The organism is Deltaproteobacteria bacterium (assembly GCA_016213065.1).
Taxonomy (GTDB): Bacteria; UBA10199; UBA10199; order SPLOWO2-01-44-7; family SPLOWO2-01-44-7; genus JACRBV01.
Genome location: JACRBV010000121.1, coordinates 1 through 13,829, shown reverse-complemented (window position 1 = coordinate 13,829; position 13,829 = coordinate 1). Strand labels below are relative to the sequence as shown.

Below are 13,829 nucleotides of genomic sequence, written 5' to 3'. Positions count from 1 at the left end.
GATTGGTTGTGCGCCGTAGGGTGCGCCGGTTTTTAAAATGGCTTTCCAGAGCGGAACGGCCTGTTCGTTTTTGCAAAAAATTTCCACTCCGTCTTCACCGGTGTAACCCGTTCTTGCGAGGATGCAATCTTTTTGGCCAGCAAGTGTGGCGGTGACAAACCGAAAAGTTTTCAAACCGGTTATTGGGGCGTCGGTCAGTTTTTGGATAATCTCGACAGCTTTAGGTCCTTGTAAAGCCAATAAGCAAGTCTCTTCACTTATATTTTTGATTTTTAATCTGTCATTTTGATCTTTGATTTTTGATTTTTGATTTTGAATAATCCAATTCCAGTCCTTTTCAATGTTGGAAGCATTAACCACCATAATAAAATCATCCGCCGACTTCCGGTAAACAAGGATGTCATCCACAAGTCCGCCGGTTTTATTGCAGAGAAGGGAATATTGTGCTTGGCCATCAACGAGTTTGGCAACGTTGTTTGCGGTGAGATAATTTAAAAAGGGAAGCGCCTCTGCACCGGTAAAAGAAAATTCACCCATGTGACTCACATCAAAAAGTCCTGCAGTATGGCGAACCGTGTTGTGTTCCTCCACAACGCCTTTGTATTGCACGGGCATATCAAATCCTGCGAACGGAACCATTTTTGCGCCGAGTTGAACATGTTCATTATAAAGTGGTATTTTTTTCGTCATTTTTTCTCCTTAAATTGGACTATGGACAAGGGACCATTGACCATGGACTAAAAATAAAAAGCAGTTAGTCAATGGTCCATGGTCCTGTATTTTGCCGCTTGCACGGTGTTTTTTAGTAACATTGCAATCGTCATTGGACCGACGCCTCCCGGGACGGGAGAAATATATCCTGCCTTATTTTTTGCTTCGTCAAAATCAACATCACCGATGATGTTTCCGTCAGAGACGTCTCCATCGGAAATACGGTGAATGCCAACGTCGATAACGACAGCACCTTTTTTAATCCAACTCCCCTGAATGAATCTGGGCTTGCCGATTGCGGCCACTACGATATCCGCGGACCGGATTTTTTCGGAAAGATTTTTTGTCTGACTGTGGCAAAGCGTGACCGTGCAATCTTTTTGTTCCAAAAGCGCGGCCGTGGGTTTTCCGACGATGGCGGACCGTCCCACAACGCAGGCGTCTTTTCCGCGTAAAGAAATCCCCGTGCTTTCAATCATATGAATAATGCCCTGCGGGGTGCAGGGTTTCAGTCCGGGCAGTTTCAGATAGAGACGTCCCATGTTGTCCGGGTGCAATCCATCCACATCTTTTTTGGGATCAATGTGAAATAAAATATTGTTTGTATTGAAGTGTTGTGGAAGCGGGAGTTGCACCAAAATGCCGTGTACCTTTGGATCTTTGTTGAGCGTTTCAATATGCGTGAGCAAATCTTTTTCTGAAATAGTTTCACTGAGGCGACTGGTAAAATTTTCAATCCCCACTTCGTCGCATGCCTTCGCTTTATTTTTTACGTAGATTTGTGAAGCGGGGTGAAGGCCCACAACAATAAATGCGAGCCCGGGTTGAAGTCCCTTGGCTTTTAGTTTCTGAACCTCTTCCGCAGTTTCTTTTCTGTGTTGAGCGGCAAGCGCTTTGCCATCAATGAGGATTGCCATTGGTGGAGGTGTTTAGCGTTGAATAAAGTGGGTGTCAATGAAGCAACGTGAACCCAAAAGAGCAGTCAGCAATCAGCTTTTGATTTTATTGAAGACGTTCATAAGGTGACTCACCCGTTCATTTTGCAGGCTGAAAGCTGATTGCTGACCGCTGATCGCTTTTTTTGCTCAAGACCGCGGATGAAATTTGTCGTAGAGGGATTTCAGGTGCGTGGAAGAGACGTGCGTGTAGATTTGAGTGGTGGAGATATCCGAATGCCCCAGCATTGTTTGCACACTTCGCAAATCGGCCCCGCGTTCCAAAAGATGCGTTGCAAAAGAGTGACGAAGCATATGCGGTGTGATTTTTTTCTTGAGTCCCGCTTTTTTTGCGATCTGGTTTAGCAATTGCCACACGCGCTGGCGCGTTAATTTGCCACCTTGTTGCGAAACAAAAACAATCTCCGTCGCTTTTTTTGTAGCGAATTTCATGCGTGCTGTTTCCAAATATGCTTTGAGCGCTGTGGCGGCCTCTTTTCCAAGAGGGACAAGTCTTTCCTTGGAACCTTTTCCCATCGTCATTACAAAACCCTCTTCGAGATGAAGATTGTTGAGTGTGAGATGCGTTAGTTCCGAAACGCGGAATCCCGTGGCGTATAGAAGTTGAAGAATACAGAAATCGCGCAATTCCATGGGGACTTTGAGGTTGCAGACTTTCAACATTTGATCGATGTCTTGCAAAGCCAAAACGTGGGGAAGTTTTTTTAAACTCTTGGGAGATTCGATTTTGTCCGTCGGATTCGTCTTCAATAATTTTTCCCGCACCAGAAAACCAAACCAACCACGGAGTGCCGCTAAAGTGCGTGCGACACTTTTTCCTTTCAAACCTTTTTTGTGAAGATGGATCAAAAAAGAAAGAAGGGACAACTCCGTCACCTGATCCAGCGCGTTTAATTTTTGTGAATGGCAAAAATCGGTAAAGAGTCGAAGATCTCTGGAGTAGGCTTCCAGTGAATTGTTGGCGAGGCGTTTTTCCACTCTGAGGAAATTGAGATAATGGTCGAGGGTGTGACTCCAATCTGGTTGCATTGGCGCCCATTTTAATATAGAACTCATTTCAGAACCATCTCTACTGCAACTTTGGCTTTTTGGCTACGACTTCGTCAGATTTCGCGAAAAACCGCTCAACGTAGCTTGAGCTACGCTTCGCGGTTTTTCACTCATCTTCCTTGTCTCGCTCAAAAATCCAAAATTTCGTTTACGAGATGGTTTTGAAATGAGTTCTGGAAAGAGATTCATGTCGAGAGTTTCTCAATTTCTTACCGGTTTTAAATTTTTGGGACGTGGGTTCGGATTTTTGCTCAAGCATCCTTCGTTGTGGCCGCTGGTTATTATCCCGTGGATACTTGCTTTTCTTTTGCTGGCTTTGAGTTGGGGTCTGTTTATTCACTATTACACCGGTTTTTATCAATTCCTCCTTTCGCATATTGGGTTGCAGGCTTTGCCTGAGGCACACGGGTTTTTAGGGAGTTTAAGTTTCGCCGGACTTTGGATTGTAAAACAGTTTCTGAAACTCCTTCTTTTTCTTCTGGGACTGATTCTGCTCTCGATTCTTTCTTTTGTTGTTTATCTCATCTTGTCCGCACCATTTCTGGATCTGCTATCTGGAAAAGTAACAGGACTCTGCCAAATTAGCGAGCGAAGCGAGCGAGAGGGGGAGGCTCCAACGGCTTTGCTGTTGGAGGGGGCGACGCGAGCCCCCATAATAGAATGGGGAAGGTTTTTCAAAAGTATTGGACAGGCGATGTGGGTGGAGACGCTTAAAGCGCTTCTCTTCTTGCTCATTCCCATTCTGTTACTTGTTTTGAATTTGATTCCGGCGGTGGGCGGACTTCTTTATGCCATTTTAACAGGCCTCTTTGGGATGTGGGCGTTAGGATTTGTCTCGTTTGATTTTCCAATGGGACACCAACTCTTTTCCTTTAAAAAACGCCTAGATGAAGCCCGACACGCAAAGTATTATCTCATGGGCTTTGGCCTTCCCTTCCTAATTCCCTTCGCCCCCCTCCTCCTCCAACCCCCCATGGTCGTCGGCGGAACACTTCTTTATCATTTCATAAAGGACACCTCTAAAAACCACAATTTGTCATTCTGAGCGAAGCGAGGAATCTGTCTTTTTATTCTCCCAGCGCTTTTTTGATATTTTCCAAAAGAAGTTCGGGGTTATACGAGACGACGCTTAAATCTTTCAAAACTTTTCCGGACGAATCAATGAAGAGAAGGGTGGGCCAGCCGACCACCTTGTATTTATCAAGGAGAGCGGCAACGAATGGTTTGTCACTGAAAGTGGCGTCAATGCGCACCGGAACCATTTTTTTCAAAAGAGCCACGACCTCCGGCCTCCTGAAAAAACCGATATCCAGTTCTTTGCAGGGCGCGCACCATTCGGCATAAAAATCGAGAAGAATGATCTTATTTTCTTCGCGGGCCAGCGCCAAACCTTCCTGTTCGGAATAAATCCACGCTACCGATTGTGGCGTTTCCCAAAAATAGGAAATGCCTTTTTCGAAAGGAATGACGGAGTTGACATAAAAAAGAGAGACCGAAAGAAGCAAGACACCCAACATTCTTTTGACCCAGAGGCTGGCGGTAAAACCTTTGAAGCGATCTTTTAAAGTACCGAAACCCGTTCCCAATACGACAAAAAGAAGTCCCATCCCCAACGCGTAAAGAAAAAGAAGCGCAAATCCTTTCAGATAGTTTTGCGTGGTGGCGACATAAATCAAAAGAGAACCGATCACAGGTCCCGCGCAAGGCGCCGCCAGAAGGCCCGCGGCCATACCGGAAGCAAAAGCTCCGAGGACACCGTGTCCTTTGATGTGATGCAAGCGGTGGCGCAATTGACGTGGTAGATGAATTTCATAGAGACCAAACATGGAAAGACTCAGCGAAAAGAAAAAGAAGGCGAGCACAATCACAAACCATTTTTGTTGAAACACAAATCCGAGACTTTTTCCCAACGCAACGGCCAACACACCCAAAAAAGAATAGGTGAGTGCCAACCCCAAAACAAGACTGCAAGACAAAAGTAGATTGCGTCGCAGGGGATGTTCGGCGCGCACTCCAATGATAAGAAGTGTGATCGGAATGAGGGGGAGAACGCACGGTGTAAGAGAGGTTAAAAAACCGCCAAGGAAAATAATGGCCAGACCAATCCACCATTTTTGCTCCGCAATTTTTGAAAAGTCGGCGGTGTGTAGCAAATCTTTCAGTGATGTTTTTTCCGGCGCGGGGGTTGTTGTATCGGTTTTGGAGTTTTGGTCGGGCAAAGAAGTTGCGGCAACATCGAGATTAAAAACTACCAGATGGCTTTCTTCGGGATAACACAACGACTCAGAACACCCCTGAAGTTTTAAAACCGCCTCCACGTTTCTTTTCCCCACTGTGGATTCCTCGGGCATAAAAAAGGTGATCTGAAATTTTGCCTCTTCTTCATAGGCGTCGACTTTCTTTTTAAAGTAGGGATCTTCATGAATTTTGGATGGAGGAAATTCAATTTTTTTGACCATGACTTCTTCGAGATTCAAGAATTGCAGGTCGGTTTTATCTTTATAGATGAAATATTTGGGGGGGATTTCTACTGTTAAAGAAACGGTTTTTGTTTCGCCCGGAGCGATGGAAATAGGACTTTCAGGATTTAAAATGTGAAAGGGACTGTGAGCAACTGTTATTGCGAGGAACAAAGCGATGAGGCAATTCATTGGCTCTTTTTACTGCGGGCGTCGGTAAAAAGAAAGTGGAATGAATAGTATCAGCAAAAATCCAAGGAAGGTGCCCCATGAGAAGGGTTGGCTTTTGTTGAGACTGCAAAATCCTTTTTTGGAAGAGCTTGTCGTCTGAGCCGCATTTCCGGGCGGTGTTGAACTTTCACCGGGGGTGGTTGACGCAAGATCCATCTTGTAAGCGGGCATACTGATCGTTTCGCCGCCATGACTGCAATGAACCGTTTGCGTGTTTCCCTGACCCTCAATTTGTCCCGGTGGGAAATCCTTGGGTGCTTTGTCTCCCAAGAGGGGTCCCACGGCAGATGCGGGCTGAGCTGGATCACGGTAACGAGCGTTGATTTGTTCATAGTCCACTTCATAATTCTGATTGGGCAGAATGCCGGGAAAAATATAGTGTCCGTTTTGAACAAAGGAAGGATACAAAGCGCCGGAAACCCAGCTTCTTGAATCAATCAAAGGATTGTCGGTCATGTTTTTGGTGGTGACATTGATTCCTTGAATCCCTTTATCAGCAGGATCCACAATATCTCCCTCGATGACACAAAAATTATTTATAAAGTTCTGACTGGGGTAAAGGTATGAAACAGCGGTTTTATCATCATTATGCAAAGACAATTGCGGTGCCGTTTTGTCCGGGAACAAAAAGGGAAACATCGTTGTGATTCCCTCGGATTGGGGACAACTATCTCCGGTACAATTTTGCGCAACATCCATATTAAGTTGAGAATGATCCAGATTAAGCAGATGTCCTATTTCATGCAGGATAGCCGCCTTGAAGTTGTCTAGGGGAACTTCGTTGTCGTTGGTTGATACGGGATTCCCGTTGACCATACGGCCATTGAGAATCACGAAACCTGTTTTGATCGTGAGTGTATCACTGCCGGGAGTATTATGACCAAGACCTACGACCCCGTTTTTAGCGGTCGCGTCTCCCTGCATATAATCTGTAATAATGGAACCATCTTCATCAAAAATAATGACGACCGGAGGGGGGTTCACCATATCGGGAAAGGCGAATTGGCGGTAATCATTGACTCCGCGGTGATCGTTGGTTCCGGGATCGACTTTAATGTCGGTGATGTTTGTATAGCCGTTATTTTTACATCCTGGCGATGCATCGTCGCGCTTTTTGTTCAGATTGCCGCACCATTCAAACTTTAACATGGCAGTGTGGATAATCTGACCATCCGCCCTTTTCAAATCGACGTCTACCCATTTTTCGAAGAGCTCTTGTATCATCTTCACGGCCGTGGGGTTATCATACTTCGCGTTCAATGCACCCGGATCAGAAAACCAGTAGATGGTGTAAAAACCATTCTCACGCGTGCCTTCATAAGGCCATCGGGCCGGCTTGCCGGTTTTAGTCGCGGTATCCACAAACCAAGGATTGGCGGCGAAGGAAGGACTAGTGACCAAGGACCATAGACCAAGGATTAAAAAGAAAACAAAAAGAAATCGCAGAGACTTCATAAATTATTCAACCGCCTTTTTTACAAGAGGGACAAATTCATCATAAGGAATCGGGCCTGACGGAGCTTTCAAAAGTTCTTTCTGGCTTTTGCTTAATCCTTTTGCGGGAATTCCCTGCATGAGACCGCGATTGTTATAGGGGTTGACCACCACACTCTTGCCTTGCGCGTTTTTCGTCACACTAAATTTTCCCTGATCGTATCCAAGGACCGTTCTGAAACCAAACGGAGAAGGGGCGCTTAAAAATAACAGATATTCTTTTCCAACATCAAAAGTAGTTGTGGCTAAAAAAGGACCATAATTTCCTTTGAGCGGTTCTTCTGCCGAGAGAGGGGCCCACTGTTTCAGATAAAAGGATTGATCCACACTGCCTTTGACAACTTCCTCGACGCGGAATGTGTAGGTCCAAATGGGGATGGCTTCTTTTGTGTCAGGGTGGGTGAAAGCGCTCTTTGTTTTTTCAATACAAACACCGCGGAAGGCGATATCTGCTTGTTTTGACAAGTCATCCAGATTTACCGGAAGCACCATCATACTTTGTGAAACAGGGGTGAAAAGAAGGAGAAGAAGGGTCAGTGGAAGGAACATCCATGGAGATTTCATAAGTTTCATTTTATAAAAAAACTTCCTTTAAGTCTCTACTAAAGTTATCGGCAGGAAGGGATGCAGAAGTTGCGTGTGTGAGGAGAATCAGGAAATGTCAGGAAATGTCCTTGAAAAGTATAAAACAAATCCATAGGATGCCCGCCGCTCATGCACAAATCTTTTTCCAAATTTTTCCGCTTAATTTTGTTTGTTTTTTTTGTCCATGGTCCATGGTCCATAGTCCTTAGTCCACAACTCGCATTTTCCGCCCCTCTGCCCGACCCCAACTATCCCTTGGGAGAGGCTAGGCTTTTGACCCGGTCTTTGGCCTATGTTCAGCGTTATTATGTTGATCCTTCCCGCATTCACCCCACTGCGATGTTTGAAGCAGGTCTCAATCAAGTGCAGAAAATCATTCCCGAAATTTTGGTAAAATGTGAAAAACCCAGTTTTTGCGGTGTCACGGTCGATCAAGCCACAAAGCGGTTTAAATATCCTCAATCCGACTTGTCGAGTTTGGCTTCGCGTCTCCGCGATGTTCTGGAGTTCATGGGGACGTACGTCAATAAAGATACCGACAAACAGGAAATTGAATTTGCCATGATAGACGGATTGTTAAATGAACTCGATCCTCATTCCAATTTTTTATCTCCTGATGTTTACCGTGAATTTCGTGTCGGCACCGAAGGGGAATTCGGCGGATTGGGAATTGTCATCGGGCTTAAGGACGGGCGCCTGACCGTAACCGCCCCACTGGAAGGAACCCCCGCGTGGAGAGCCGGCGTTAAAGCCGGAGATCGTATCATTCAGATTAACGATGAATCAACGATCAACATGACCCTGACCGAAGCGGTTGAGCATCTTCGCGGACCCGTTGGAACAAAGGTAACTCTTAAAATTGAAAGAAACGGTAAATTGGAACCATTGATTATGACGCTCAAACGGGCCGTCATTAATATCGAAGCGGTTCAGTCGAAACTGGTCAAAACACCGCAGGGGAATGATGTCGGTTTTTTTCGTGTAAAAAGTTTTCAGGCAAATACCGCCACGGATTTTGAAACGCAACTTCGTTCCATGATGCAAAACGGAAATAAACTGAAAGGGATTGTTTTGGATATGAGAAACAATCCGGGCGGGCTTTTGGATCAGGCCGTTAATCTGGCGGATGATCTTTTAAAAGAGGGGACGATTGTTTCTACGGTGGGGCCGGGTGGAAAGATGATGGATAGAAAAGAAGCCGCCGAAGAGGAATTGGAGGGGCCTTTGCCCGTTGTTGTGCTGGTTAATGAGGGTTCAGCTTCGGCATCGGAAATTGTTGCGGGGGCCCTGAAAAATAACGACAGGGCTGTAATAGTGGGGAACAAAACTTTCGGGAAAGGTTCTGTTCAAAGTATTTATGAACTTCCATTGGAAGCGGCTTTGAAGTTGACCATCGCGCAATATCTTACCCCCGGGGACCGGTCGATTCAGTCAATCGGCATCACTCCCGACATTGAACTGGAACCCATCATCGTTGACAAAAATCGTCTTAATATCCTTGAAAATATCTTGATGACCGAAAAAGATTTGGAAAAACATTTGGATAAAAGCGCCACGGAACAGGAAAAATCGGATTACAAACTTAAGTTTTTGGTGCCGGCACCCAAAGAAAATCAGGAACAGGAATATCGTACCGATCTTAAAATTGAGGGAGATACAGCCGCTGAAGTGGCTCTTTCCCTCATGGATGTTTTTTCTTCATCCAACCGCCATAGTATGTTGGATGAGGCCAAGCAGGCGATCAAAGAAAGACAGTCCGTGGAAGATAAAAAAATTGCCGCTAATTTTCAAAAACTGGGATTTGATTGGAGTCTTGGTGAATCAAAAGAAACTTCACAGGCCGAACTCAACTTTCAGCTTTTGAAAGACGGTAAGCCGGTCAAAAAAGCGGTGGCGGGGGATAACGTTTCCTTGCAAATCGCTTTAAGAAATGTGGGGCAATTTCCTTTTTACCGTCTTGTGGCGCAGTCCGATGCCGAGGAGCCATTATTTAAAAATATGGAATTTGCTTTTGGCAAAGTGGCACCCGGTGAAAGCCGGAAATGGGAGACAAAAATCAAAATTCCCCCTTCGGCATTGTCTCAAGAGGTGACGTTGAAATTAAAATTCAATGAAGGGAGAGACCATGCTCCTCCTGACGCGGAAATTATTATTCCGATTCAAGGGTTGAAAAGGCCGCGTTTTGCCCATCAATATTTTCTCGAAGGCAAACCCTCCCATTTGGCGAAGGGCCAACCAATTGATTTAACGGTTAAGGTAACGAACGAAGGCGAAGGAGTATCCAAAGCGCCTGTTGTGTCGCTCCGCAATTTGGGAGGAAAAGAAATTTTTATCGAAAAGGGACGTGTGGCGCTGGAAAATCTTGAACCGGGAAAGACACAGACCGCTAATTTACGCTTTCACATCGATCCTGCTTGGGAAGGAGAGAGCTTTCGCCTTGAATTGCTGATCGCCGATCCCGATTTGCTCGTCATTTCCAAACAAGATGTTATCTTCAACGTGTCGTCTGCCACATTAAGCCCGGTAGCCGGAGTGCTTTACATTCCTCCCGCTATCACCATTTCAAGCAAGGGCGGGAACATCAATAAAAATCCCTTTATCATTCAAGGTGAGGTGAAAGACGATCAGGGAGTCAAAGATATTTATATTTTCAGAGAAGAAGAAAAGGTGTTTTATGAAGCCAACTCCAAAGATCTCCAAACTTTTCCTTTTCAGGTTCCGTTAACCCTGAAAGAGGGAAACAACATCATTAGTATGACGGCCAGAGATAAAACCAATCTTGTGTCTAGGCAGTTTTTGGTGGTTCATTATGAGACACCGCCATTGGAGGAGAACTGAAAGTCATTCACAGCTCTTCAAATTGGAAAGATAAAAAAACGGAACTTGGTGTGGCCTTGGGTAATTTTGACGGTGTTCATTTGGGCCATCAAGCCATTCTTCACGATCTTGTCAAAACAACCAAAAAAAAAGGATGGGTCCCTTGCGTTTATACTTTTGAACCGCATCCGGCAAAAGTGTTGGCGCCGAAAACCGCGCCGCTCCTGATTCAGACACTGGAACAAAAACTGGAAGCGTTGGAAAAACTGGGCGTGGAAATTGTTATTTTGGAACCGTTTGACATTTCTTTTTCACATCTTACGCCCGAAAAATTTTTTCACCAAATTCTGGAAAAACGTCTCCAACCAAAGGAACTTTGGGTTGGGTATGATTTTACATTCGGCGTTCACCGGAGTGGTGCCGTTTCTATTTTGGAAACTTTTTGCAAGGAAAGCAAAATCGCGTTGCATGTGACCACTGCGCAGTTTGCGAATGAAACTTTGATGAGTTCCACGCAAATTCGCACGTTGATTGCTTCGGGCAATGTGGGCCTCGCGGCGGAATTGCTGGGCAGACCCTTTGCGTTGATCGGTTCCGTTGTGAAAGGATACGGAATCGGCGGGAAGATGGGCATTCACACCGCCAATTTGCATTATCAAAATGAATTACTTCCAAAAACAGGAATTTATATTACGCGAACAAGGATACGGACTAGGGACCATGGACAATGGACAATTGACCAAAAACAAAAAAAATCATGGCCTTCGGCGACCAGTGTTGGATTCAATCCCACTTTTCCCGGGAAGGGTTTTTCTGTTGAGACGCATTTGATCGGTTTTGAGGGGAATTTGCTGGACAAAGAAATTGAAGTTGAATTTTTAACTTGGTTGCGTGAGGAGTGGACATTTCCAAATACAGAAACGCTGGCGGCACAAATTCAAAAAGATATTACGGAGGCTTTGAAATTTCATGAAACTCTTCGGCATCATCGGTAAACCGTTAAACCATACGCGTTCTCCAAAAATTTTTAACGCCATTTTCAAAAAGCGAAATCTTGCCTGTCGCTATCTTCCGTTTCAGGTGGAAAAGGAACATCTCAAAAATCTGATTTTGTGCATGAAGTTGATCGATGTAGAGGGTTTGAATGTGACGTCGCCCTACAAAGAATCGGTAATCCCTTTTCTGGATGGTTTGGATGTGACCGCAAAAGAAAGCGGGGCGGTGAACACTATTGTGCGGAACAAAAACCGTTTCATCGGATTTAACACTGATGGCATCGGATTTTTGGAGGCTCTTTTGGAAAAAAAAGGTTTTGCTCCGAAAGGAAAAAATATTGTGATTGTGGGGGCAGGGGGAGCCGCAAAAGGAATTGCCGCAAATCTCGCCAAGAAAGGCGCGGCGCATATCGCCATTTTAAATCGTACCCCCGCGCGCGCTAAAAAAGTTGTCTCTTTTTTGAAAAAGAAATTTCCGAAGACCAAATGGCAGGCTTTAAATCTCACGCAAAAAGGGCGTCGCGATCTTTTCGCAAAAGCGGATCTCTTGATTCATGCAACTTCCGCTTCCTTAAATCTTCCGCTGGAATATCTTCCCAAAACGGCTCTGGTTTGCGACATTGTCTATAAACCCCTTCAAACAAAACTTTTGAAACAAGCCAAGCACCTCAAACTTTCAACCCTCGACGGATTATGCCTGCTGGTCTATCAAGCAAAATGGAACCTAAAACTGTGGACCGGTATTGATGTTGATCCCGCTCAAATCCGCAAAATTTGCCGATAGGGAACCTCCGAAAACTGCCCATCTGCGTTGTTGCCCGCAAACCCGCAATCCTCACATACCATTAAAGGTATGCTCCGGTTGCGGGTTCGCTCAGCCATAGCATCTGAGCAGTTTTGGGAGGTTCCCAATTATCACGGTTTCCGGATGTGCCCGATAAACCGTCAATAAACTGACTGGGTGTGTTTCAAAATCAAAAAGGTATTTTCTCACCCATATTTTTGTTTTTTTCGAAACGTGAATTCCCAAATAACAAGTGTTTTCAACAGCTTGAATTTTCGCTCTCTGTGGCACAAAACTTGTAGGGATTAGTAGTGTATGGCAAAACAAAAAAAGAAAATCTTGTTGTTGGTGGAAGACGATTCCACCTACCGGCACCTATGGAAGCGGTTGATTGAAGACTTGGGTGTGAAGGAATATTTCGCCGTTTCAAATGCCGAGGATGCGAAAAAGATATTGGAAGAAAAAGAAATTGATTTGATGATCAGCGACGTTATTTTGCCCGCCATGAATGGTTATGACTTGGCGAAACTGGCCCGCAAAAAAAATCCCTCAATGCAAATTTTGTTAACCACCGGTTATGGAACCGATCTCTCGCGTTTTGACCTCGTGGGACTCAAATGTCACCTCCTTCACAAACCGTATCGCTCCCTGAAAGATGTCTGCGTCTTGTTGCAACGTCTTGTGGCCGGAGAAAATGTGTTTCAAGACATGGCCGAAGACTCCTTCAGCGAAAACATAGACAACCCCGAAATCACCGAGTGGACATTGTAAATCCCAAAGATTCCTTGAAAAATCTGTTTTTAAACAATATATTATGCCTATGAAAGAGATCGTTTTTCTCGTTGAAGAAGACATTGAAGGGGGGTTTACGGCGCGGGCGTTGGGAGCCTCCATTTTCACAGAGGCGGATGATTTGGAAAGCCTCCACAAAAATATACGGGAAGCCGTGCAATGCCATTTTGAAAAAGGAACAGAGCCAAAAGTCATCCATCTTCATTTCGTCAGGGAAGAGGTCATTGCCGTATGAAATTACCCCGAGATCTATCGGGTGCTGCTCTTGCGAAATCACTCCAAATTCTGGGATACACAATCACAAGGCAAACGGGAAGCCATGTGCGGCTAACCACTTGCGAAAAAGGCGAACATCATGTGACCGTCCCCAATCACCAAAGTTTGAAAATAGGAACGTTGGCGGCTATTTTGACCGATGTTGCAGGGCATTTTCTACTGAGTCGCAATGATCTGATTGCAAAGCTTTTTGGCAATAAAAAATATTAAAAACCACGCAACTTTCCCTCTTATTCCTGCCGATAACAATATAGAGGTTCTATAACCTTGGTTTGAGGTGGAAATATGGCTGAAAAAATTGAAGGATTTTCATACGATCGTACGAGTATTCCACAGAAAAGTATCGATACCGATGGGGATGGTATCATTACCGTCGGCGAAGCCACGGCAACACCGGCCAGCAACGACGAGGTTTTGGCGGCTGTTATGGATCAACATCACAATGAGCCGGGCCAGATCAAAGCTTTCCTCCAGCGTATCACTGTCGTTAACCCCAAACGAGGTGATGAAATTCTCAGGGGATACATGAGGTATGGGAAATTTAGTGAAATTAAGCAGGTTCTGTGGACTCCATCTTCTCCGGAGCCCAGATTGGAATGTCGCAATGACCCACGATTGGTTGACAATATTCTGACCTATATCCCACATCGCATTGAAGCGGGGGGGGGGGGGGGGGTAG

General features: G+C 45.1%; 14 protein-coding genes. 8 read left to right on the top strand and 6 right to left on the bottom strand.

Features of this window, described 5'->3' with window-relative positions; translation table 11 throughout:
• From gcvT to xerD, 3 genes are all read right to left on the bottom strand, one after another.
• A partial coding sequence (gene gcvT, locus HY877_07175; protein MBI5300054.1) for a glycine cleavage system aminomethyltransferase GcvT occupies positions 1–690 on the bottom strand: 690 nt, incomplete at its 3' end.
• 68 nt (positions 691–758) lie between these two features.
• On the bottom strand, positions 759–1,628 hold the full coding sequence (gene folD, locus HY877_07170) for a bifunctional methylenetetrahydrofolate dehydrogenase/methenyltetrahydrofolate cyclohydrolase FolD (GenBank protein MBI5300053.1): 870 nt from the start codon (positions 1,626–1,628) through the stop codon (positions 759–761).
• Positions 1,629–1,796: 168 nt separating this feature from the next.
• Entirely contained in the window at positions 1,797–2,723 is a 927-nt protein-coding gene (xerD, locus tag HY877_07165) for a site-specific tyrosine recombinase XerD (protein ID MBI5300052.1), read from the bottom strand.
• 160 nt (positions 2,724–2,883) lie between these two features.
• Between xerD and HY877_07160 the strand changes: the two genes are divergently transcribed.
• Positions 2,884–3,762, top strand: a complete 879-nt coding sequence (locus tag HY877_07160) for an EI24 domain-containing protein (protein ID MBI5300051.1) — start codon at positions 2,884–2,886, stop codon at positions 3,760–3,762.
• A 22-nt stretch (positions 3,763–3,784) separates the two neighbouring features.
• Here HY877_07160 and HY877_07155 read toward each other — a convergent pair whose 3' ends face one another.
• From HY877_07155 to HY877_07145, 3 genes are read right to left on the bottom strand one after another with little or no spacing between them, the layout of a single operon-like run.
• Positions 3,785–5,368, bottom strand: coding sequence for a sulfite exporter TauE/SafE family protein (locus HY877_07155; protein MBI5300050.1), 1,584 nt, complete (start codon positions 5,366–5,368; stop codon positions 3,785–3,787).
• Between the two features lie 9 nt (positions 5,369–5,377).
• A complete protein-coding gene (locus HY877_07150) occupies positions 5,378–6,862 on the bottom strand; it encodes a hypothetical protein (GenBank protein ID MBI5300049.1) in 1,485 nt (494 codons plus the stop codon).
• Between the two features lie 3 nt (positions 6,863–6,865).
• Positions 6,866–7,474, bottom strand: coding sequence for a hypothetical protein (locus tag HY877_07145; GenBank protein ID MBI5300048.1), 609 nt, complete (start codon positions 7,472–7,474; stop codon positions 6,866–6,868).
• A 141-nt stretch (positions 7,475–7,615) separates the two neighbouring features.
• Between HY877_07145 and HY877_07140 the strand changes: the two genes are divergently transcribed.
• From HY877_07140 to HY877_07110, 7 genes are all read left to right on the top strand, one after another.
• Positions 7,616–10,324 carry a PDZ domain-containing protein gene (locus tag HY877_07140; protein MBI5300047.1) on the top strand — a complete coding sequence of 903 codons (2,709 nt, stop codon included), beginning with the start codon at positions 7,616–7,618 and terminating at the stop codon, positions 10,322–10,324.
• Between the two features lie 50 nt (positions 10,325–10,374).
• The gene (locus tag HY877_07135) at positions 10,375–11,298 is read left to right on the top strand and encodes a bifunctional riboflavin kinase/FAD synthetase (protein MBI5300046.1); all 924 of its coding nucleotides are present in this window, start codon (positions 10,375–10,377) and stop codon (positions 11,296–11,298) included.
• Positions 11,273–12,082 carry a shikimate dehydrogenase gene (gene aroE / locus HY877_07130; protein MBI5300045.1) on the top strand — a complete coding sequence of 270 codons (810 nt, stop codon included), beginning with the start codon at positions 11,273–11,275 and terminating at the stop codon, positions 12,080–12,082. Before HY877_07135 ends, aroE begins: the two co-directional genes overlap by 26 nt.
• Before the next feature lie 315 nt (positions 12,083–12,397).
• A complete protein-coding gene (locus HY877_07125; GenBank protein ID MBI5300044.1) occupies positions 12,398–12,853 on the top strand; it encodes a response regulator in 456 nt (151 codons plus the stop codon).
• A 49-nt stretch (positions 12,854–12,902) separates the two neighbouring features.
• Positions 12,903–13,109, top strand: a complete 207-nt coding sequence (locus HY877_07120) for a 2-oxoisovalerate dehydrogenase (protein MBI5300043.1) — start codon at positions 12,903–12,905, stop codon at positions 13,107–13,109.
• Positions 13,106–13,360 (top strand): type II toxin-antitoxin system HicA family toxin, encoded by a 255-nt coding sequence (locus tag HY877_07115; GenBank protein ID MBI5300042.1) that lies wholly within the window; start codon positions 13,106–13,108, stop codon positions 13,358–13,360. The genes HY877_07120 and HY877_07115 overlap by 4 nt, the downstream gene beginning before the upstream one ends.
• A gap of 75 nt (positions 13,361–13,435) precedes the next feature.
• Positions 13,436–13,829 (top strand): hypothetical protein (locus HY877_07110; GenBank protein ID MBI5300041.1); only part of this gene is annotated, 394 nt, incomplete at its 3' end.